Raw genomic sequence first — 20057 nt, 5'->3', positions numbered from 1 at the left:
GAAACCGAACCGGAAATATGCGGGAATTCAGCGCACGCGGCCGCGCCGTACCAGATTGACGATGGCAAGCAGGATCACCGCGCCGATAAAGGCGGTGAGCAAGGTCATCGGATCAAAGGCGTCGCCGCGAAGATGCCCGCCGCCAAGGAAGCTGCCGAACAGGAAGCGGCCGAGGATCGACCCCACGCAGCCCACAACGATATTCAGGAAAATGCCTTGCTGGGCGTCGGTACGCATCACGATGCTGGCCAGCCAGCCGATCACACCGCCCATGATGATTGCAATAATCCAAGTCATATGATGACCCCCTACGATCGTTTCCGTCGCCTGCCTTCGCAGGCATGTCATTGGTAACGCAAATATTTGAAATCACCTAGCAGAATGGCGGCGACCCCGAAACGGGCCGCCGCCAGCCGGTTAACGGACGCTGCCGCGGCGAATGAGGTTGATGATGCCGAGCAGCACCACCGCGCCGATAAACGCCCAAAGCAGGCCGATCGGGCTGAACGTATCGAGGCTGGCGCCCATGCCGAACATGCCGCCGAGGATGTTACCGAGGAACGCGCCGACGATGCCGACGACGACATTCAGGATGATGCCCTGCTGGGCATCGGTACGCATGACGATGCTGGCCAGCCAGCCAATCACGCCGCCGACGATCAATGTGATGATAAGACCCATGTTTTTCCCTTCCTGAACCAGCCGGGCAAATGCCGTAAGCGCCGGCAAACAAGCGAACGCCTGATCGCGTCCGGACATCGTTTCAACGATGCAGTTAAAATGCGAAGGAGGGGCGAAAGGTTCCCGGCCGGCCCCGAAAGGCGCGGCCGGGAAAGTAAGGATCAGTTCCTGATCGGGAACTGTTCCGGGTCGCAAGAATGGCGATAGGCGCGCGCGCAGGATGGCGATGTGACGCTTGTCACAGGGCGGCTTTTTTTCGCGGAGGACGTCGGCTTCGGGGTGGAGAGCGGACGTTGCTTCGCCCATCCTCGTCATCCCGGGCTTGACCCGGGATCCCGCTTTTCTTGGGGAGCACCGGCAGTTTCGGCATCAAGCGGGACCCCGGATCAAGTCCGGGGTGACGATGAAGGGAATGTCCACTCCCGGCCGAAAGCCGCCCCCTTGCAAAACGCAGGTTCCGGATCGCCGATCAGCAGCCGCGCACGCGAAATGGGGGCCGGCATCGCTGCCAACCCCCACTATCCGGTTTCACTCCCGCGTCACCGATCCGCTTCATCCCGGTCCGCTGTTCTTTCGATCAGCAGCCCGCCAAACGATGCGTCCTGGCCAACGCCGGAAATGTCCGGCGGTGGTTTGGTCGGCCCCCTTTCGGGGGCCGGCCGCACCTGGAAAACCCTTCATCATCTCTTCTTGCGTCTGCCGAAGCAATCGCTGTCCAAGCGATGGACTGTTTTCCTGTACCTGATCGGGTTCGCCTCAACTCGTGGGAATCGCTGCGTTCCGTGACCAAGCTATCGTTCGATTTCCTCGTCAGTCCGATCCGTTTTCTTCCGGCTAGTCTTGCAACCACCCTTAATGTCCCGGCAGGTTCGACGTCTCTGTCGTCCGATGATTTGAAGCTGACATGAAGCGTTCGGGGCGCCAACCAAAAAACATGAAAACGGGGCGCCGACGCGCCTTCGACTGTGGATAAGTCCGGCATTAGCAACAAGCCTTTGCTGCGCAGCATTTTTGTAACGTCGTCGCAACATTTTCAGATTCGAAAATCGAACCGACTCGCGTCTCGCGCGGGCCATCGGGCAAGGTTCGATGGCTCCGACCGCCCCGACTCGGGTGAAAAAAAGAGCGGAGCCCGCAGGCCCCGCTCTCCTCGACGCGTCGCGCGTGACGGGCGGTCAGCCCTTGACGGTGACCTCGACCCGGCGCGCCGCCGAATTGTCGGTGCCGGTGGTCGTGGTCTCGGCCGGTTTTTCGAGCACAACCTTGTCGGCGGCGATACCGAGCTTTTCGAGCGCCGCCTTGACGCTCTGTGCCCGGTTCTTCGACAGCTCGGCATTGGCCGCCGCATTGCCCGTCGGGTCGTTATAGCCCGACACCGCGAGCGTCGCGCCGGGGTTGCCGTCGACATAGGCCTTCACCGACGCAGCCGCAGTCGCAAGATCGTTCGACACGAGCGACTTGCCGGTGTCGAAATAGACCGTCAGCATCGGCTTGCCCTCGCGGTCCGCCGCGACAACGCCCGCGCCCTCGGGGATGGCGGCGGCGGGAACTGCCGTACCCGCCGCGCCGTCGACCGGCGGCGCGGTTTCACTGATCGCCGTGCCATTGTCCGCCGGAGCGACCGCCGCATCCTGTTTCGAGCAATAGCGTAGCCCGAAGAAGAGGAGCGCCAGCACGAGCAGCGCGAGCAGCAGCCACGGCAGCCACCCGATGCCGCCGCCCGCCGCCGCCTCGGGCGCCGAATAGGCCGCCTGCGGTGCCACGGAAGCCGGTGGCGGAGAGGCCGGTGGAGGCGGAGGTGCTGCCGCTGCTGCGGGAGTATCCGCCGCGAAAGACGCCGCGGCCGCCCCCGCCGCACCGCCGAGGCCGGCGGCGGCGAGCGGCGCAGCCGCACCCCCGCCCGCTGCATCGTCAGCCGCCGGTGGCGCGTCGTTGTCGCGTGCGCCCGCGAGGCCCGCTGCCGCGCCGGTCGCAGCCGCCGCACCCGCAACGCCGCCGAAGATGCTGAGCAGCCCGTAATGCTCGGCGAGCAGATAATAGACGGTGACGCGGTTCTTGGTCCGGTCGCCCTTCATCCGGTCACCGACGCCGGCGATCGCCGCATCGAGCGTCGCATTATCATGCGTCAGCCCAAGCTTCTTTTTCAGGAAATTCTCGCGAACGCGATCGGTCTCTTTCTTGTCGGTAAAGGAAACGAGCGACGAATCGACCTTTCTGAGCGCGATTCCCAGATATTTGACGATCGCCGCCACCACCGTCTCGTCGGCGTCCGCGGCATATTTACGGACATCAGCCAGCCAATCTTCAGCCATGCGACCTACCTCCTTCCGGGGCGCAAGCGACCACCGTCTGGCGCCCGCCGGAGCGGCGGGACTCGGACCCGGTCGTTGGAACCTATGGCTTTTTCACCCGAAGGCAACCTGCGGCAGCGACATGACCGGTCCGGCTCCGGAACGGTTTCCGGCCTGTCCGCAACAAGGACGGGCAGAATGGAGCCTGTTTCAGTTACACTGAAACAGGTCCGGCACCGGCCCGCTCCCCCGCCCGGCCTCCCTAGGTTACTATCGTTAGGGAGGCCGGGCGGGGGAGCGGGCCCGTGCCGGTTCCACGTGGTGGAAAACGCCAGCCCAATCTAGCGCTGGCCCAGATCGCCCTTGCCGATCGTCCCCGACGCCATTTCGAGCATGCGGTCGAGGCTCTTGCGCGCGGCGAGGCGAAGGCCTTCCTCCATCTCGATCCGCGGTTCGAGGTCGCGCAGCGCGATGTAGAGCTTCTCCATCGTGTTGAGCGCCATATAGGGGCAGATGTTGCAGTTGCAGTTGCCGTCGGCGCCGGGGGCGCCGATGAACGTCTTTTCGGGCAGCGCCAGCTCCATCTGGTGGATGATGTGCGGCTCGGTCGCGACGATCAGCGTGTCGCCCGGAAAGCTCTTGGCAAACTGCAGGATGCCGCTCGTCGACCCGACATAATCGGCGTGGTCGACGATGTGCGGCGGACATTCGGGGTGCGCGGCGACCGGCGCGCCGGGATGCTGGGCCTTGAGCTTGATCAGTTCGGTCTCGCTGAACGCTTCATGCACGATGCACACACCGGGCCACAGGAGCATCTCGCGCCCGAACTTGCGGTTGAGATAGCCGCCGAGATGGCGGTCGGGGCCGAAGATGATCGGCTGGCTTTCGGGGATCTGGCTGATGATCGTCTCGGCGCTCGACGAGGTGACGATGACGTCGGAGAGCGCCTTCACCGCCGCCGAACAGTTGATATAGGTCAGCGCGATATGGTCGGGATGCGCTTCGCGGAAGCGCTTGAACTGTTCGGGCGGGCAACTGTCCTCAAGACTGCATCCCGCGTCCATGTCGGGCAGGATGACGATCTTTTCGGGGCTCAATATCTTCGCCGTTTCGGCCATGAACTTGACACCGCAGAACGCGATGACATCGGCGTCGGTGTCGGCCGCCTTGCGCGACAGTTCGAGGCTGTCGCCGACAAAATCGGCGAGATCCTGAATCTCGGGCTTCTGGTAATAATGCGCGAGGATGACCGCGTTGCGTTCCTTGCGCAGGCGGTCGATTTCGGCACGCAGGTCGAGACCCGAGAGATTCTCGCGGATGGGAGCAGTCATGGCTTTTCCTTATCTGGCTTTTGCCTTGCCGATCCCCCTACACCGCAGGCCCCGGCAGGGCAATTCGGCGTATCAGCCCGCAGGCGAAGCGGCAAAGCGCGCCGTGACCTTGGCGTCGATGCCCGCCGCTTTCAGCGGCATGGCGAAGCTTTGTTCGACCGCCGTCCGCGCCGCGCCCTGCGCCAGCCGCATCGGAGTCGTGCCCTTCGCCTGCTTGATCAATTCTTCCTGCGCGCGCTTGCGGTTCGCGGTGTCGAGGGACTTTTCGGTATCGGTCAGCGCCATCAGTATCTCGCCATCGCGAAACTCGCTGATCGCGTCGATATCGATTTCCGGCCCGGCCAGGCGCAGCGGCGGCAGGGTGACGGTCAGCGCGTTGGTGGCCGCGTCCCAGTCGAGGTCCGACTGCTTCAACTTGCCAAGGTCGAGCTCGTAGCGAACCGTGCCCGGCATGATCAGCGTCTTCTTCGCGCTCAGCCCCAGCCGGCTCTGCGTCGACGTCACCACCGCGACATAGCGCGCGGTGAAGGGAACAAGGACATTCTGTTCCTGCAGCCCCTGCAAGCTCGCCGCGACGACGGTTTCGGGATCATAGCCCTTCTGCCAGTCGCGCCACGCGGCAACCGCCCACCAGACGGCGAGCAGCAGCACCAGCGCCGCGGCGAGGAGGATGAGGCGCGAAACGATGCGCGAGGAGGAAGCGGAAGCGGGAGACGTCATGGCGTTGTATAATCCGAACAATCGGGCGCCGCGCGATCCATTTCATATCGCGCCGTCGCCGGGTTATAATGCAGCATACGCGTATAGCTGCATTCGGGATCCTTCCATTTGGTCAGATCGCTCTTCTTGAGCTTGGTGCCGCTATTGTCCTCGCTCCGCCGCGAGCTCTGCGGATAGGCGGTCGCGGTGGTGCGATAGGTCAGCGAAGGCAGTTCGCCGCCGCCCGGTGCCGCCGCCGCGAGCGCCCCGGTAAAGCTATATTCGTCATGACAGGCGCCAAGCCGGTCCTCCATATCCTGCTCCGAAAAACAGGCGCGGATCATCAGCGAGCTGTCCCATTCGATATCGAGCACCTCGTCGCTCAGCGCGATCGCGTGCGGCGCCATGCCGAAACGCAGCAGGTGGAGCCGTCCGCCGGAGCCGCCGCCGCCCGAATACATCGCGCGTTGTTCGGTGATCACCCCGACAAGATATTCCAGCCCCTGCCCGTCATCGCCGCCGCGCACCGAAACAAGATGCGGCCACAGGCGCAATCCCTGCGGCTCGCCCGAAAACGACGGCAAGGGCAGCGCCGTCTTTTCGGTATCGCCCGCCCCCGGAAACGAGACGAGCAAATTGGCCGGCAATTCATCCGAATCTTCGTCGGCGGGCAATTCAAGGCAGATACCGCCATCGGACAGGCAGAGTTGGCCGGCTTTATTTGCCACCAGATCGACGACGGCATGGGCGGGCGCGGCGACGGGCGCGGCTGCGGCGATCAGGATAGGCAGGAGCATTTAGGCGAGTTCCCATTCTTCATTGCGGGTGCGCACGACGCCCCGCGCCTGAAGATCAAGCAAATGCGCGAGCACCGAGCGGCCGGCGGCGCCGGTCAGTCGGGGATCTAAGCCCTTGTACATATGCTGTACCATGACCGGGATCACAGCGCTTCCCTTCCCGAGTTCGCGCAAAATCTGCCGCTCGCGCTGCTTGCGATGGCCGAGCATGCCGCGCACCAGCTGCCGCGGCTTGGTCACCGCCGGCCCATGTGCAGGATAATAGATGCGATCATCGCGGTCATAGAGCTTCGACAGGCTAGCCATATAGGCCGCCATATCGCCGTCGGGCGGGCTGACGACGCTGGTCGACCAGGCCATGACATGGTCGCCGGTGAACAAGGCGCCGCTTTCGAGCAGCGCGAAGCAGAGGTGGTTCGAGGTATGCCCCGGGGTCGCCACCGCTTCGAGCGTCCAGCCGTCGCCCGATATCCGCTCGCCGTCGGCGAGCACGCGGTCGGGCGCATAATCGGGGTCGAAGGCCGAGTCGGCGCGCGGGCCGTCGTCGTTCAGGACCAGCGGCGCGCAGCCGATGATCGGGGCGCCGGTCGCCGCCTTGAGCGGCGCCGCGGCGGGCGAATGGTCGCGGTGGGTGTGGGTGCACAGGATCGCCGCGACGCGCTGTCCCTGGATCGCGCGCAGGATCGCATCGACATGGCCGGCGCCGTTCGCATCGGGCGGATCGCCGATGCTCATGCCGCTGCCGGTCGGACCGGGATCGATCACCGCGACGTCGGCGCCCGCGCCGATCCCCCCCCCAACGATCCACGTCTGGGTGCCGGTGAAGGTATAGGGCGACGGATTGGGCGCCAGCACGCGCCGGACGAGCGGCTCATGCTGTTCGCAGTCGCCGGCGCGGATCGTGTCGGGCCAGGGCTTTTCTTCGCTCATGGCGCCCATGTGGCATTGCGGGGGCGAAAGGAAAAGGGTTGGGGCTGCAAAAAGCGGATGCGCGTTCGTTGCCTGGCGAGGGCGGGCTGCGGCTGGTGGCGGTCGTAACTTAAAACCGTCGCACCCGCGCAGGCGGGGGCCGCTGGCAACCTTGCGCTAGGCCGACGGCGGCCCCCGCCTGCGCGGGGGCGACGGTTATGGACGGGCCGACCGCACGCTCCCCACCCCAAAGCCGGCCGCCCGGGTGAAAACAAGCACGGGAGAAGAGAGTGGACGGACCACTCCCTTCCCCCGCCCCTGCCGCCGACCTCACCGGGGACGAAGGTCGGCGTCGAAATTGTCAGGTCAAAAGTCGCAGGCTAGTCGCCCGCTTTCTCCATCTCGGCGATCGCCTTGTCGAGATCGGCGGCGACCCTGGCGCGCATCGTGTCAGAAAGAGCATTTTCACTCTCGCGAAAATTATCGCGCGCCTTTTTCAGCGCCGAAAGCCGCGCCGCCTTGCCGCCGGGGCCGTCGGCGCAGGCGATCATCACGAAGCGGCTGCGCTTGCCACCGTCGCTTTCCTCGCGATCGACCGTCGGCGCTGCGGCGCCGTCGCCACAGCGCGCGAGCGTCATCGCCCGGTTGGTCACCGGCGCCCAGGCGGTTGCGGGCATCGGCGGCATGACCGGCATCGGCGGCATCGGGGCCAGCGCGGTACGGAAGCCCGCCTTGCGCTTCGCCTCCAGCTTGTCGGCGATCGCATCGGCGCGAGCGCCCGTCACGCCCTGTTCCTTGAGCGTCGCAAGGATATCGTCGCGCGACAGGCTGCCGGGCATCGCGACTTCGAAATCGCGCACCGCAGGTGACTTGCCGTCGCCGTCGCCGCTTTCGCGGATCATGATGCGCCGTACCTCGCGCTTCGCACCATCGTCCGATGTCCAGACATGTTCGGTGGCGCCGTCTTCGCCCTTCGTGACGAGCATCACGCCATGCGGCGTATCCGGTGCCGCCGGTGCCTCGGGCGGGAGCGGCGCTTCGGGCGGCAGCGGAGGTGCGGGCGGTTCGGCGATATCCGTCTGCGCGCTGGCTTCGGCAACCCCGGCGGGGACGAGCGTCGCGGTCGCCGCGAGCACGCCGAGCGCCGCGCCGCCGACCAGCAAACGCCCGGCAAGGCCGCGCCGCTTCGAAATATCATCCTGCATCAACATCGTCAGCCTCTCCTGCAGATTATCATGCACCGCCATCGGCGCGGCGAGCGAGAGCCGCGCACCGACCGCCGCCTTGGCGATCGCTGTGGCGTAGCGCGCGGTGCGCACGTCGCGTGGGGCCGCATCGGCCCCGCACCCGGCCATCGTCAGCACGCGCGCGTCGCACGCCGCCTCCTGATCGAAGCGGAAAGCGCGCAGCGCCCGCCAAGCGAGGGGATTGAACCATTGCGCCGCGAGCAGGATCAGGGCGGCCGCATTCGCCCACAGGTCGCCATTGCGATGATGGCTCAGTTCATGATCGATCGCGAGCGCGCGTTCCTCGGCCGCATAGCGCGCGAAGAAATCGCGCGGCACCGCGACATGAGGGCGGCGCAAGCCAAAGGCGACCGGACCGTCGACCGCGTCGGTCAGGATCAGCCGGACCTTGCCGAGCGGTTCGAGTTCGACCCCGCCCGCCAGCACCGCAAGGCGGAAACGGCGGTGGGTGAGCAGCGCACTGGCCAGGACGGCGAACGCGCCCGCCGCCCACAGGACAAAGATCAGCGGCATCGCATCGGCAAATGACCAGACGGGCGCGGCAACGGACGGTACGGCCGCCGGCATCGCGTCGACCGGAACCCACACCGCGTCGGCACCGGTGGGCACGACAATCGGATCGGCGAAGGGCAGCGGCGGCAGCACCAGCCGCAGCCCGGGCACCAGCCACAGCGCGTAGGTCAGCCGCGGCCCGAAATGGCGGGCGAACGGCTTGCGGACCAGCAGCACCGCGAGGACGAGCAGCGCGGTCGCAACCATGGTATCGCTCCACGCCTGCATCAGCATCGCCGCGCTCATGACTTGAGTTTCCGGAGCAGCGCCTCGATCTCGGCGATGTCGGCGTCGGACAGCGCTTCACGCTCGGCGAGATGGGCGATCATCGGGCTGACGCGCCCCCCGAACAACCGGTCGACGAAGCGCTGCGATTCATCCCCGACCGCGTCGGCCCGCGCGACGGCGGGGCGGTAGAGATAGCGCCGCCCATCGGCCTCGGCGGTCACCGCGCCTTTCTGGACCAGCCTGGCGAGCAGCGTCTTGACCGTTGCCTGCGTCCAGCCGTTGATCTTGCCGATCCGCGTGGTGAGCTCGGCGGCAGTCTGCGGAGCATCGTCCCACAGCGCCGACAACACCTGCATTTCGGATTCACTCGCGCGTTCCGCCATATCGAAAACCCCTCCGTCCGGCGTCGTCCTGCAATTCGACTACAGATGTAGTCATAAGGCTGAACGGCGGGTGAATGGCTCCGATGTCCAATGTGTCGGGATATTTGACAGGCGGCGGCGGCGGTAAGATTTCGCTAACCAGAGCCTGCCCCGGGAAACCGCGCCTGCATCGACTTGGCACGCCAATTGTATGGTATCAGATGTTCCCGAGTGTTCCGCTCACTGGAGCGGCGGGGGACATCGGTCTGGTCCCTGATGTTCCCTGCCCCCATTCGGGAAATTCCCACTTACCCCCGATGCAGACGGGGGGCGATGCGGCCGCAAGGCCCCGCCCCCCGAATGCTTTTCATCGATTCCGCCGCGCCGCTCGCGGCCCTAGCCGTCGCGCCCGTACACGTCGTTCCGGAAAGCGACACCGGCGTCGGTCGCGACGGCGGTGATATAGGTCAGATACACCGGTACCTGGGCGGGCAGCGCGACCGCCTGCTCGGGTGCTTTCGACTTGGTCCGGATCGACCGTTGCAGCAGCCACTGGCCGAGTTCGGCGGCATTCTCCAGGCGAATGCAGCCATTGCTGAAATGGCGGTCGGGCTTGGCGAGCAGGTCGCGCGCCGGGGTATCGTGAAGGTAGATGCCTTCCTTGTTCGGGAACAGGAACTTCACCTTGCCCATCGAATTCGCGCCACCGGGAAGCTCGCGCAGCCGCAGCACCTCGGACCCCGAAGCAACCGCCTGCCAGTCGATTTCGGATTGCGAAAGCTTGCGCGGATTGGGGCCCCAGTCGGACAGCGCCTCCATCCGCAGCGAGGCGAGGCTGCGGCCCGCGAGCACCTTCGGCGCGATACTCTTTTCAGCGAGATAGTCGGGGACGTTCCAATAGGGGTTGAGGATCGCCCATTGCAACTTGCCCGCGAGCATCGGCGTCTGCGTCTCGGGCGCGCCGACGACGACCTTCATCGTCCCCACCCGCTTGCCGTCGCCATAATACCAGAGCTGTCCCGACGAGGCGTCGACGACGACATGATGGACCCACGGCCCCGGCAGGATGCGCGCGCGATCGAGGTTGAGGCGCAGCCGCGCCATCGCATCCTTCGACGCGCCGCGCTTTTCGGCATGGCCGGCGAGGCGGCGGAGGCGGACATATTGTTCGCTCATCCATCCCATGTCGGTCATATAGGCATCGAACGACTTGGGAAAGGCGGCCGCGCGCAGCACCGTCAGCGTATCGGGCCGCTTCGGCCTCAGCGCCTTGTCGGCATAGGTCATCTTTGCCTTGCCCGGACGGCGCTGGTCGCGGACATAGCGCGCGAAAGCGTCCGAAAGCGCCAGTTCGGCGTGCGCCACCGCCCGCGGGTCGCCGGTGCGGGCCGATGCGACCTGTTCGCGCAGTCCGTCGACATCGTAGGAGGACGGCCGCAGCCCGTCGAGTCCGGCCGATTCGAGCCAAGCGATCAGCGTCGCCGCCTGCGGCCCGATCTTGCCCGATCGCAGCCACATCGGCCGGAAGCCGCGTTCGGCATAGAAACGTTTGAGATCGCCCCCCGCTTCTTCGCGCATCGCGTCGACGACAGCGGCCGGAGCGGGCGCGGCGCGCGCCGCGGCCTTCGCCGGCGCGGCGAACGCAGGGGGAGTAAGGCCGGCCCCCAGGGCCAGCGCGATCAGGAACGCTGTCGGAAATAGGGGAGCGCGGCGACGCCGCGCTCCCCGAAGATGCGTAATCAGCCGCGTTCCCCCAGCCGGGTGGGCGCGGGCGGCGGGGGCGGCGGCATCATCGGCGCGTTCGGATGATAAATGCCGTCCGCCGTGTAATAGCCGTCGATGATGCCGTCGCCATCGCGGTCGGCGGCGACGCTTCCCGGTACGGCACCGGGCGGCGGCGGCGCGGCGGCAACCTCCTCATTCTGCGAGCAGGCTCCGAGCGCGAGCGCCGAAGCGGCGGCCGCGGTGAGGACAAGAGGTTTGAAACGCATAGAGACCACTCCTTTTTTGGGCGCGTGGAACATGTCCCTGCGCGAGGGCCCAACCCCGGGGCCGCGCGCTATGTTGCGCGCGCGCTATATTTGGAGCGACCAAAGGTGCCTTTTGAACGATGATCCGTGCAACCCGGCGGCGCAAAGGCGCACTCGTCAATCATCCACGGCAAGGCTTTCAAGGCCGAACAGCCCCGCAAACGCCTGCCGTTTCCGCATCAGATCGGCGAGACTATATCCGTCGAGCACCCGCATGAAAGCCGCCAGCGCCTCGGCCAGCGCGCTCGTCAGCCCGCACGCGGGGGCGATGATGCAGTTGCCGCAATCGACAAGGTCGAAGCCTTCCTCGGTATGGCGGACCACCGCACCGACGTTGATCTCCGCGGCGGGCCGCGCCAGCCGGACGCCCCCGAACCGGCCGCGCACGCTTTCGAGATAGCCGGCGTTCACCAGGTCGTTGACGACCTTCATCAGATGATTTTGCGAAATGCCGTAGGCGCGCGCAATCTCGGCAATCGGACTGAGCCGCTCGCCCTCCTGCGCCCCTGCATAGAGGAGCACGCGCATCGCATAATCGGTGTAGCGCGTCAGGCGCATCACAATCCTCAAAACCGGCCTCGATCATATAATATGTATTTTTGTTGCATGTTTCAAATCATCCCGATACATGCAGAAAAAATACATGATTGGAGCAAGTCGTGGAACCCGGCGACCAGATCGATGAAGCAGCACTCGAGCGCCTGATACCGCGCTTTTACGAGCGGGTACGCGCCGACGCCGAAATCGGCCCCCTGTTCAACGCAGCCGTAGGCGACTGGCCCGGCCATCTGGAAAAGCTCGTCGCTTTCTGGTCGTCGGTGATGCTGACCAGCGGACGTTACAAGGGCAATCCCGTGGTGGAGCATTTAAAGCACAAGGCGCATATCACCCCGGCGATGTTCGACCGCTGGCTCGCGATCTGGGCCGCGACGACCGGGGAAGAAACGCCGCCTGCGGCCGCGGCGGCGCTGCAGGCCAAGGCGGCGCGCATCGCGGAAAGTCTTCAGCTCGCCCTCTTCTTCCGCCTCGACGATCCGCCCGGTCGCCGGACAGCCTGAACCATCCGAGCCAACCTCTCTCATTTCAGAAGGATTTGATATGCGTACTGCGTCCGCCCGCGCCATGGAGATCGTCAAGGCGACCGCACCGGCGCTCGAAAAGCACGGCCTTGCGATCACCACGGCCATGTACACGCGCTTGTTCGAAAACCCCGGGATCGAAGCGATGTTCGGCCGCGCGGCGCAGACCAGCGGCGAGCAGCCGAAGCGGCTTGCCGCGGCGATCCTCGCCTACGCCAGGAATATCGACAAGCTGCAGACCCTCGGCCCCGCGGTGTCGCGCATGGTGGCGCGCCATATCGAGACCGGCGTGAAACCGGAACATTACCCCTATGTCGCCAGCGCGTTGCTGCCCGCAATCCGCGACGTGCTGGGCGAAGCGGTCGCGACCGACGAGGTGCTCGCGGCGTGGGGAGAGGCCTATTGGATGCTCGCCGACATCCTGATCGCCGCCGAGGCGCAGGCCTATGAGGATGCCGAAGCGGCTTGAACGAGCCGGGATAATGCTTGCGGCCGAAGTCAGACCCTAGCTGTTTGGTCCTAGCCTTTCTCGTACGCCGGGCTGACGAAAGAGGGACCGAGCCTGTCCCGCCCCACTTCAGAACGGACGAACAAGACAAACAAAAGGCCCGCCGGCGCATGCGCCGGCGAGCCCTGATATCCGAAGGATGCGCCGGTTACTCGGCGCGCGTCGGAATGCCGTCCATCATCGTGTGAAGCTCGCCCGCTTCCCACATTTCCATCATGATGTCGCTGCCGCCGACGAATTCGCCCCTTACATAAAGCTGGGGAATCGTCGGCCAGTCGGAAAATTCCTTGATACCCTGGCGGACTTCCATGTCCTGCAGCACATCGACGGTGTCATATTCGACGCCGAGGCGGTCGAGCATCGCGATCGCGCGCGACGAAAAACCGCACTGCGGGAACAGCGGTGTGCCTTTCATGAACAGCAATACGGGGTGGTCGGTGACCAGCTTGGCGATGCGGTCGTGAGTGGTCGGGTCGGTCATTGTCAGTCTCCGGGCAGGCGCACAGTCGCGCTGCGAATGGGCATGCCCCTATGAGGGGATCGCCGTCGTCAATTGCAAGGCATGAAGTTCGCCGCCCATGCGCCCGCCGAGGGCAGCATAGACCGCCTTGTGCTGCGCGACGCGGGTCATGCCGCGGAACGATTCGCTGACGACATGCGCGGCATAATGATCATTATCGCCCGCAAGGTCGCGGATCGTCACCTCGGCGTCGGGAAAGGCCGCCGCGATCATCGCCCGCAGATCATCCTCGCGCATGCCCATGATATCAGCCCTGGCTGTCCATGAACTGGCGCCGCGCCTCGACCGCCTTGTCGCCCAGCGCCGTCCGAATCTCGGCATCGCTGATTTCGACATTCGCCGCGGTCAGGTCGCCCGCCAGCTTGCGGATCACGTCCTCGTCGCCGGCTTCCTCGAAATCGGCCTGCACCACCGCCTTGGCATAAGCGTCGGTTTCCTCGGGCGTCAGGCCCATGCGTTCGGCGGCCCATTCACCGACGAGGCGGTTGCGGCGGGCGGTGATGCGGAACTGCACTTCCTGGTCGCGTGCGAATTTCGTCTCGAATGCCCGTTCACGATCGTCGAATGCGCTCATCTTGTCCTCTTCGCAAAAATACCGGTCCCCTTCAGATAGGTGGCGTATCCCGGCGGCGCAAGCCGCCTGTGCCGCAGATCACTTCCCTTTTTGATGCGAAGGGTTTAGGGTTCGCCCGCAGGGGTTTGGGTCGTACCGCAGCGATGAAGACTGCGCCTTGCCGTCATCGATCGGCGGGCGCCCTGGGCTTGTGTTTGGGGGATTGCGTAATGACGGTTCGACGTCCGACGTTTGTGGCGACGTTTCTGGCGGTGCTGACGGCGCTCGCCGTGTCCATGCCCGGCGCCGCGCGCGCGCAGGCAGAGGATCCGACGCTTCGCGACAGCTTTTCGATCGGCGATCAGGGCGGTTCGCTCTGCGAAGTACAGTCGACCGTACGCGACAGCGTGATCAAGGGCATGTTCGATCGAGCGTGGATGATCATCTGCCGCGACGCGAGCCAGCCGGTCGGCTATGTCCGCATATTGCGCACGACGCCCGCCGATGCGCTGGCGCGGATCGAGGCGGGCCGTACCGGAACGATCGCCTGCGCCGCCGATGGCATCACCTGCACCGTCAAGGACAGCAACGTCGCCTGGCAGACGCGGGTCGAGGCCGACGGCAACGCCAGTTACAGCGTCGAAGGCTTCGCGGCCTATGGCGATGCGCTGAACCTCGCGCTCCGCTCGGTGCGCGAGCGCCGCGTGGCACCCGGCGTGATCAAGGTCGCAACGACCTCGGTCGGCGGCAATGACGGCTTCGCGCGCACCCTCGCGGGCACGATCGACGTCGACAAGGCGCTGGCCGAGGGATATCGCCGCAACCACAGCGGCGACTATGCCGAGGCGGCCGAATTTTTCGAGGCGCTGTCGCGCCGCGCGGTCGAGGAACAGGCCGCCGCCGACCTCGATCCCACCGAATTCACGCTCAACCGCGCGCTCCAGAAATCGAACCTCGGCGAATTCGCGGAAGCCGAACGGCTGTTCGGCGAGGTCGAGGCGATCCCGACCAGCGATGCGGTGCAGCTCCGCCTCCGCCGCAATTTCCGCGCGATCAACGCGCTGAACCAGCGCGATTATGATGGCGCCGCGGCGATCCTGCAAACGCCGACCCCGCCGCTTGCCCATGCCGTCAGCGTCGAGGGCGATGCGGTCACGCTGACGCCCGAGATCGTCGCCGGGGTGAACAGCGGCGCCAATGCCCGCGCGATCCGCCAGACGTCGGACCGCGAACGGCTGACCCCCGCCGAACGCGCGCAGATCATCGATGCGCAGGCGGTCCATCTGCTCGGCACGGTCGAACGGCTGCGCGGCAATCCCGCGGCGGCGAAGAGCGCGCAGCTCAAGGGGCTCGCCGCGGCGGTTGCGGTGCGCGAAGGCCGCGTCACCTCGATCGTCCGCCTGCGCTCGCAGATGCTGGGCGAACTGGCGCTTGCCGAAGAGGCCGATGGCGACGTCGCGGCCGCCGACGCGCGCTTTCTCGAATCGGTGGGTGCGCTGGCGGTCGAATATCCCGAAACCAATGCGCTCGCCTCGGCACGCGCGCGCTATGCCGCTTTCCTGACCCGCCACGGACAGGACGACAAGGCGCTGGGCATTTATCGCGACGTCGTCGCCGCGCTGGCGGGATCGCAGCGCTCGACCACCGGTATGGCGAACATGATGGCGCCCTATTACCGGCTGCTCGCGGCGCGTTCGGCAACCGATCCGGCGGCGGTCGGCGATTTCTTCGTCGCCAGCCAGCTGCAGGTCCGCCCCGGCGTCGCCGATACGCAGGCAGTGCTCGCGCGCGAATTGTCGGGCGGCAGCGGCGAAGGGTCGCGATTGTTCCGCCAGGCGACGACGCTGAACCGCGATATCGAACGCGCGCGGATCGAGGATGCCCGGCTGGCGCAAATGCCGGTCACCCCCGAAATCAATGCGCTGCGCGCCGATTTGAAGACCCAGCTCGATAATCTCGGCTTTCAACAGGCCGAAACCGTCGTCGCTCTGGCGGCGTTTCCGCAATATCGCGTCGTCGCGCCCGGCAAGCTCGACCTGGCCGAATTGCAGCAGGTGCTGCGGCCCGACGAAGCCTATCTCAAGATGCTCGTCGTCGGCGATGCGGTCTATGCGATGCTGATCGAACCGGGCGGCGCGCAGCTCTGGCGCGCCGACATCGGCAGCGGCGACCTGGAAACCGCGGTCGACACGATCCGCTCGACGATCTCGATCGTCGAAAACGGCCGCCGCGTCACCTATCCCTTCGACGCCGCGACGGCGCGCAAGCTTTATGGCCAGCTCTTCGCCCCGGTCGCGGCGCGACTGCCGGCGGTTCCCCACCTGATTTTCGAGCCCGACGGCGCGATGCTGCGCCTGCCGGTGAGCCTGCTCGTCACCGCCGACACCGGGCTCGCCGACTATGAACGGCGCCTCGCCGATCCCGAAGCCGATGCGTTCGACATGCGCCAGATCGCCTGGCTCGGCCGCTCCACGCGGCCGAGCACCGCGGTGTCGGCGCTCGCCTTTCGCAACGCGCGGCAGGCTCCACCATCGGCGGCGGCGAACCAATATTTCGGCCTCGGCCAGAATCTGCCGGTCGCGGGCACCCTGCCCTCGCTCGGCACGCGCGGGGCGGCGGGCGGCACCGACATCGATTGCCAGTGGGACATCACCCAGTGGAGCCGGCCGATCTCGGCCGACGAACTGGTCACCGCGCGCAATGCGATGGGCCGCGACGCCGCGACCCTGCTGACCGGCGGCGCCTTTACCGACACGGCGGTCAAGGCGCGCGGCGATCTGGCCGATTATCGCATCATCCATTTCGCAACCCACGGCCTCGTCACCGCGCCGCGCGCCGCGTGCCCGGCGCGCCCGGCGCTCGTCACCTCGTTCGGTGACGGCGGATCGGACGGGCTTTTGACCTTCCAGGAAATCTACGACCTCAAGATCGATGCCGACCTGGTCATCCTGTCGGCGTGCGACACCGCCGCCGCCGCCTCGGTCAGCGCGACGCGCGAGGCGGGGATCTCAAGCGGCGGCGGCAACGCACTCGACGGGCTGGTGCGCAGCTTCATCGGCGCGGGCGGGCGATCGGTGATCGCGAGCCACTGGCCGGCACCCGACGATTTCGACGCGACGAAACGGCTGATCGGCGGCCTGTTCGGTACCCAGCGCGGGACCAGCGTCGCCGACGCGATGTGGGCGACGCAGACGCGGCTGATGAACGAAAAACAGACCTCGCATCCCTATTATTGGGCCGGTTTCGCGATCATCGGCGACGGCGCGCAGGCGCTGCTCCACGATGGCGTCAGGACGGTGCAGGCCGGGGAGGCAGCCGGCCGCGCGGCCCGCTGAGACCATGATCGACGCAGCAAACGAACCTGTGCCCGAAGCCGCGGCGCCGGCCGACCGGCCGGCGGCGGTGCCGCTGCGCAAGCGCGTCCGTCAGCTCGGACGCCAGCTCGGCCCGTGGCGCATGGTCGCGCTGCTGCTGTTCCTGATCGCCGCGGTGCTGATCGCGCGGCTTGGCTGGCAGATGCCGCTGATCAACGCCGCCGAACGCGCGCTCTACGACGCGCGCGCGACCGCGATGGCGCCGCATGTCGGGCAGGACAAGCGCATCGTCATGATCACCTATAATGACGAGACCCTGTTCAACACCGGCATCCGCTCGCCGCTCGACCGGACGTTGCTCGCCAATGCGCTCGGCAATCTCGACCAGATGGGCGCAAAGGCGATCGGCATCGATATCTTGTTCGATTCGCCGCGCCCCGATGACGATCTGCTGAAAGCGCAATTGCGCGCGATGACGACGCCGACCTGGCTCGCCTATGTCGAACAGGCGAGCAATCCGAACACCATCTTCTACGAACAGCAGAAATTCCTCGAGGCCTATCATGCCGCGGTGCGCACCGCGAAGACGCGGCCGACGAGCGTGTTGTTCCGCACCGACGACGACAGCGTGATCCGCAAATGGCCCGACCGGCCGAAGAATCTGCCGCCGCTGATGGCCAATGCGCTGGCGCCGGTCGATGCCGCCCACGCCGGTTATCAGGGCAATATCCGCTACCTGCTCCCCGCCCGCGCCGCCGCGGGGCAGGAAGAGCCGGTGTTCGCGAACATCCCGATCGATGTCTTCGCGGTGCCGATGGACGCCGAAACCCGCGCCGGCTTCGCCGACCTGATCAAGGACCGCTATGTGCTGATCGGCGGCGACATCATCGACACCGACCAGTTCAACACCCCGCTCAGCCGCTTCATCGACCCGCTGACCGGCCAGCATGAAACGATGATCGGGCTGGAGGTGCATGCGCTGATGCTCGCGCAGCAGCTCGACAAGGCGTGGGCGACGCCGCTGCCCTCGCCCGCGCTGTGGGCGCTCGCGATCGTCATCGTGTTGGCCGGCGGGCTGACCAGCCTGATCGACCTGCGGCCGCGCTGGGTCGCGATCGCCTTTCTGGCGCAGATGGCCTTTTTCATCATCGTTCCCTTCTGGCTCCAGCGGCAGGGTGTCGATACCACGACGCTTCCCGCCTTCGGCTGGGCGCTCGGCTGGCTTTTCGGCTATGCTGCGGTCGGCACCGCGGCGCGCACCGTCGGGTCGCGGCAGCGCGCTTTCGCGCAGTCGGCGCTCGGCAAATATCTGCCCGCCGATGTCGCGGCGCAGATCATGCGCGACCCCGACCAGCTGTCGCTGCACGGCGAGCGGCGCAATATCTTCTGCGTCTTCACCGACCTCGAAGGCTTCACCAAATTGAGCCACGCGACGACGCCGGAGACGGTGGCGCGCCTGCTCAACGAATATCTCGACCGGCTTTCCGACATCGTGCTCGATCATGGCGGCACGATCGACAAGTTCGTCGGCGACGCGGTCGTCGCCTTCTGGGGCGCGCCGCTCAGCCGCCCCGACGACGGGCCACGCGCCGCCGCGGCGGCGCTCGCCATGTATGAAGCGGGCGAGAAATTCCGCGTCGACCTGGCCGAAGGCGTACCCCCGCTCGGCATGACGCGCGTCGGGCTGCACGTCGGCGACGCGATCGTCGGCAATTTCGGCGGCGAGGGGCGCATCCAGTACACCGCGCTCGGCGATAGCATGAACACCGCGTCGCGGCTCGAGGCGGCGAACAAGAGCCTGAAGACGGGCGTGCTGATCTCGGCCGAAGCCGCCGCCCGGTCTGCCCGCGACGATCTGGTGCCGATGGGCCGCGTGACGCTGCGCGGCCGTGCCCAGCCCGTCGACGCCTTCACTCCGCGCCCCGACCTTTCGCCCGAACAGCGCGCGCGCATCGCGGCGCTGGTCGCCGCACATGCCGCGGGGGATCGCGGCGCCTATGTGACCTGCGCCACTGCGCTGGCCGCCGAACCGGGGCAGGATGCATCCGTCCTGTTCCTCATCGAACGATTGAACGAGACCGAAAAAGGAGAAAGCTATGTCCTTTCCTGACCCGATAATGCGCCGCCTCGGCCTGACCGCCGCCGCTGCGATCATGGCGGTCGCCGTCACCGGAGCCGCGGCCGCCCAGTCGATGGTCGTCCGTTCGACCGGCCCGTCGGCGAGCAAATATCCGACCGGCGCGAAGCTGAAATCGACCGACAAGGTAACGCTGGTTTCGGGCGACAAGGTCGTGCTGATGCAGGCGGGCAAGACGCGCACCCTGTCGGGGCCCGGCACGTTCGGGGCGACGGGGACCGTCCAGCTCAGCCAGTCGATGGGCACGACCGTCACCCGCATGATCGCCAAGAGCCCGACGATGCGTTCGCGCGGCGGGGCGACGCGGGGGGATGCGCCGGTCGTGACCGACATACGCGCGCCCAATCTGTGGCTGCTCGACTATCGCGAAGGCGGCGCCTTTTGCGTCGTCGATCCGGCGACCCTGATGCTCTGGCGTCCCGACATGCACGGCGATACCGCGCTTACCATCGAAGGCGGCGGCAAGAGCGAAACCGTCGCGCTCGTCGACGGCGCGAATTTCCGCAAATGGCCAACCGATGCCATGCCGGTGCAATATGGCGTCGACTATCGCCTGTCGGGCGCCAGTCTGGCGAAACCGGTGACCGTCCGCTTCCAGAAGATGGATACGGTCCCCGACACCGTCGAGGGATCGGTCGACATGCTGGTCGCGAAAGACTGTTCGGGGCAGCTCGACCGGCTGGTCGATGCGATGTCCGAATCCGAAACGGCGGGGGGCTGAACCCGCGGTAACCATTGAACCGGCCCAAGCCATCTGGTAACGATCGAACAAGCCGCCGGATTGAGCGGCAAGTCCTTTCCTTGGGTCGATAAATTCGC

20 protein-coding genes are annotated in these 20057 nt (G+C 66.3%); 5 read left to right on the top strand and 15 right to left on the bottom strand.

What is annotated here, in order from left to right; all coding sequences use genetic code 11:
• Positions 1 to 27: 27 nt before the first annotated feature.
• From FHR22_RS01295 to FHR22_RS01240, 12 genes are all read right to left on the bottom strand, one after another.
• Positions 28 to 297 carry a GlsB/YeaQ/YmgE family stress response membrane protein gene (locus FHR22_RS01295; RefSeq protein ID WP_166938130.1) on the bottom strand — a complete coding sequence of 90 codons (270 nt, stop codon included), beginning with the start codon at positions 295 to 297 and terminating at the stop codon, positions 28 to 30.
• A 120-nt stretch (positions 298 to 417) separates the two neighbouring features.
• Positions 418 to 681 (bottom strand): GlsB/YeaQ/YmgE family stress response membrane protein, encoded by a 264-nt coding sequence (locus FHR22_RS01290; protein WP_166940616.1) that lies wholly within the window; start codon positions 679 to 681, stop codon positions 418 to 420.
• A 1175-nt stretch (positions 682 to 1856) separates the two neighbouring features.
• Positions 1857 to 2993: a DUF2853 family protein gene (locus FHR22_RS01285; protein ID WP_166938128.1), complete on the bottom strand. Its 1137-nt coding sequence runs from the start codon at positions 2991 to 2993 to the stop codon at positions 1857 to 1859.
• A gap of 320 nt (positions 2994 to 3313) precedes the next feature.
• Positions 3314 to 4303, bottom strand: a complete 990-nt coding sequence (gene nadA / locus FHR22_RS01280; protein ID WP_166938126.1) for a quinolinate synthase NadA — start codon at positions 4301 to 4303, stop codon at positions 3314 to 3316.
• Positions 4304 to 4375: 72 nt separating this feature from the next.
• On the bottom strand, positions 4376 to 5023 hold the full coding sequence (locus FHR22_RS01275; protein ID WP_166938124.1) for a DUF4230 domain-containing protein: 648 nt from the start codon (positions 5021 to 5023) through the stop codon (positions 4376 to 4378).
• Positions 5020 to 5799, bottom strand: coding sequence for a hypothetical protein (locus FHR22_RS01270; protein ID WP_166938122.1), 780 nt, complete (start codon positions 5797 to 5799; stop codon positions 5020 to 5022). The genes FHR22_RS01275 and FHR22_RS01270 overlap by 4 nt, the downstream gene beginning before the upstream one ends.
• Positions 5800 to 6729, bottom strand: a complete 930-nt coding sequence (locus FHR22_RS01265; RefSeq protein WP_166938120.1) for an MBL fold metallo-hydrolase — start codon at positions 6727 to 6729, stop codon at positions 5800 to 5802. It lies immediately after the preceding gene.
• Positions 6730 to 7088: 359 nt separating this feature from the next.
• Positions 7089 to 8753, bottom strand: a complete 1665-nt coding sequence (locus tag FHR22_RS01260) for a M56 family metallopeptidase (RefSeq protein ID WP_166938117.1) — start codon at positions 8751 to 8753, stop codon at positions 7089 to 7091.
• A complete protein-coding gene (locus FHR22_RS01255; RefSeq protein ID WP_166938115.1) occupies positions 8750 to 9118 on the bottom strand; it encodes a BlaI/MecI/CopY family transcriptional regulator in 369 nt (122 codons plus the stop codon). Before FHR22_RS01255 ends, FHR22_RS01260 begins: the two co-directional genes overlap by 4 nt.
• Before the next feature lie 375 nt (positions 9119 to 9493).
• Positions 9494 to 10675 (bottom strand): L,D-transpeptidase scaffold domain-containing protein, encoded by a 1182-nt coding sequence (locus tag FHR22_RS01250; RefSeq protein ID WP_166938113.1) that lies wholly within the window; start codon positions 10673 to 10675, stop codon positions 9494 to 9496.
• Between the two features lie 161 nt (positions 10676 to 10836).
• Positions 10837 to 11088 carry a hypothetical protein gene (locus FHR22_RS01245; protein ID WP_166938111.1) on the bottom strand — a complete coding sequence of 84 codons (252 nt, stop codon included), beginning with the start codon at positions 11086 to 11088 and terminating at the stop codon, positions 10837 to 10839.
• Positions 11089 to 11244: 156 nt separating this feature from the next.
• The gene (locus FHR22_RS01240; RefSeq protein WP_166938109.1) at positions 11245 to 11685 is read right to left on the bottom strand and encodes an RrF2 family transcriptional regulator; all 441 of its coding nucleotides are present in this window, start codon (positions 11683 to 11685) and stop codon (positions 11245 to 11247) included.
• Positions 11686 to 11786: 101 nt separating this feature from the next.
• Here FHR22_RS01240 and FHR22_RS01235 point away from each other — a divergent pair, with 101 nt between their 5' ends.
• Positions 11787 to 12185, top strand: a complete 399-nt coding sequence (locus FHR22_RS01235) for a globin domain-containing protein (RefSeq protein WP_166938107.1) — start codon at positions 11787 to 11789, stop codon at positions 12183 to 12185.
• A gap of 40 nt (positions 12186 to 12225) precedes the next feature.
• A complete protein-coding gene (locus tag FHR22_RS01230) occupies positions 12226 to 12675 on the top strand; it encodes a globin domain-containing protein (RefSeq protein WP_166938105.1) in 450 nt (149 codons plus the stop codon).
• Between the two features lie 187 nt (positions 12676 to 12862).
• Here FHR22_RS01230 and grxD read toward each other — a convergent pair whose 3' ends face one another.
• The 3 genes from grxD to FHR22_RS01215 are packed head-to-tail and all read right to left on the bottom strand — an operon-like array spanning position 12863 to position 13808.
• A complete protein-coding gene (gene grxD, locus FHR22_RS01225) occupies positions 12863 to 13195 on the bottom strand; it encodes a Grx4 family monothiol glutaredoxin (protein WP_166938103.1) in 333 nt (110 codons plus the stop codon).
• A 48-nt stretch (positions 13196 to 13243) separates the two neighbouring features.
• Entirely contained in the window at positions 13244 to 13477 is a 234-nt protein-coding gene (locus FHR22_RS01220; protein WP_166938101.1) for a BolA/IbaG family iron-sulfur metabolism protein, read from the bottom strand.
• A 4-nt stretch (positions 13478 to 13481) separates the two neighbouring features.
• Positions 13482 to 13808 carry a DUF1476 domain-containing protein gene (locus tag FHR22_RS01215; protein ID WP_166938099.1) on the bottom strand — a complete coding sequence of 109 codons (327 nt, stop codon included), beginning with the start codon at positions 13806 to 13808 and terminating at the stop codon, positions 13482 to 13484.
• Between the two features lie 209 nt (positions 13809 to 14017).
• On the opposite strand from FHR22_RS01215, the gene FHR22_RS01210 reads away from it, so the two are divergent.
• Genes FHR22_RS01210 through FHR22_RS01200 form a run of 3 tightly spaced genes read left to right on the top strand, consistent with a single transcriptional unit; the run spans position 14018 to position 19959 of the window.
• On the top strand, positions 14018 to 17122 hold the full coding sequence (locus FHR22_RS01210; RefSeq protein ID WP_166938097.1) for a CHAT domain-containing protein: 3105 nt from the start codon (positions 14018 to 14020) through the stop codon (positions 17120 to 17122).
• 4 nt (positions 17123 to 17126) lie between these two features.
• A complete protein-coding gene (locus FHR22_RS01205; protein WP_166938095.1) occupies positions 17127 to 19211 on the top strand; it encodes an adenylate/guanylate cyclase domain-containing protein in 2085 nt (694 codons plus the stop codon).
• Complete coding sequence (locus FHR22_RS01200) at positions 19198 to 19959, top strand: hypothetical protein (protein ID WP_166938093.1); 762 nt, start codon at positions 19198 to 19200, stop codon at positions 19957 to 19959. The genes FHR22_RS01205 and FHR22_RS01200 overlap by 14 nt, the downstream gene beginning before the upstream one ends.
• Positions 19960 to 20057 lie beyond the last annotated feature (98 nt).

The organism is Sphingopyxis panaciterrae (assembly GCF_011762125.1).
Taxonomy (GTDB): domain Bacteria; phylum Pseudomonadota; class Alphaproteobacteria; order Sphingomonadales; family Sphingomonadaceae; genus Sphingopyxis; species Sphingopyxis panaciterrae.
This window is presented reverse-complemented; position numbering and strand designations above follow the sequence as displayed.

Coding starts and splice junctions, on each gene's coding strand:
- FHR22_RS01295 (WP_166938130.1), bottom strand. CDS start 297: ATGACTTGGATTATTGCAATCATCATGGGCGGTGTGATCGGCTGGCTG.
- FHR22_RS01290 (WP_166940616.1), bottom strand. CDS start 681: ATGGGTCTTATCATCACATTGATCGTCGGCGGCGTGATTGGCTGGCTG.
- FHR22_RS01285 (WP_166938128.1), bottom strand. CDS start 2,993: ATGGCTGAAGATTGGCTGGCTGATGTCCGTAAATATGCCGCGGACGCC.
- nadA (WP_166938126.1), bottom strand. CDS start 4,303: ATGACTGCTCCCATCCGCGAGAATCTCTCGGGTCTCGACCTGCGTGCC.
- FHR22_RS01275 (WP_166938124.1), bottom strand. CDS start 5,023: ATGACGTCTCCCGCTTCCGCTTCCTCCTCGCGCATCGTTTCGCGCCTC.
- FHR22_RS01270 (WP_166938122.1), bottom strand. CDS start 5,799: ATGCTCCTGCCTATCCTGATCGCCGCAGCCGCGCCCGTCGCCGCGCCC.
- FHR22_RS01265 (WP_166938120.1), bottom strand. CDS start 6,729: ATGAGCGAAGAAAAGCCCTGGCCCGACACGATCCGCGCCGGCGACTGC.
- FHR22_RS01260 (WP_166938117.1), bottom strand. CDS start 8,753: ATGAGCGCGGCGATGCTGATGCAGGCGTGGAGCGATACCATGGTTGCG.
- FHR22_RS01255 (WP_166938115.1), bottom strand. CDS start 9,118: ATGGCGGAACGCGCGAGTGAATCCGAAATGCAGGTGTTGTCGGCGCTG.
- FHR22_RS01250 (WP_166938113.1), bottom strand. CDS start 10,675: ATGCGCGAAGAAGCGGGGGGCGATCTCAAACGTTTCTATGCCGAACGC.
- FHR22_RS01245 (WP_166938111.1), bottom strand. CDS start 11,088: ATGCGTTTCAAACCTCTTGTCCTCACCGCGGCCGCCGCTTCGGCGCTC.
- FHR22_RS01240 (WP_166938109.1), bottom strand. CDS start 11,685: ATGCGCCTGACGCGCTACACCGATTATGCGATGCGCGTGCTCCTCTAT.
- FHR22_RS01230 (WP_166938105.1), top strand. CDS start 12,226: ATGCGTACTGCGTCCGCCCGCGCCATGGAGATCGTCAAGGCGACCGCA.
- grxD (WP_166938103.1), bottom strand. CDS start 13,195: ATGACCGACCCGACCACTCACGACCGCATCGCCAAGCTGGTCACCGAC.
- FHR22_RS01220 (WP_166938101.1), bottom strand. CDS start 13,477: ATGGGCATGCGCGAGGATGATCTGCGGGCGATGATCGCGGCGGCCTTT.
- FHR22_RS01215 (WP_166938099.1), bottom strand. CDS start 13,808: ATGAGCGCATTCGACGATCGTGAACGGGCATTCGAGACGAAATTCGCA.
- FHR22_RS01210 (WP_166938097.1), top strand. CDS start 14,018: ATGACGGTTCGACGTCCGACGTTTGTGGCGACGTTTCTGGCGGTGCTG.
- FHR22_RS01205 (WP_166938095.1), top strand. CDS start 17,127: ATGATCGACGCAGCAAACGAACCTGTGCCCGAAGCCGCGGCGCCGGCC.
- FHR22_RS01200 (WP_166938093.1), top strand. CDS start 19,198: ATGTCCTTTCCTGACCCGATAATGCGCCGCCTCGGCCTGACCGCCGCC.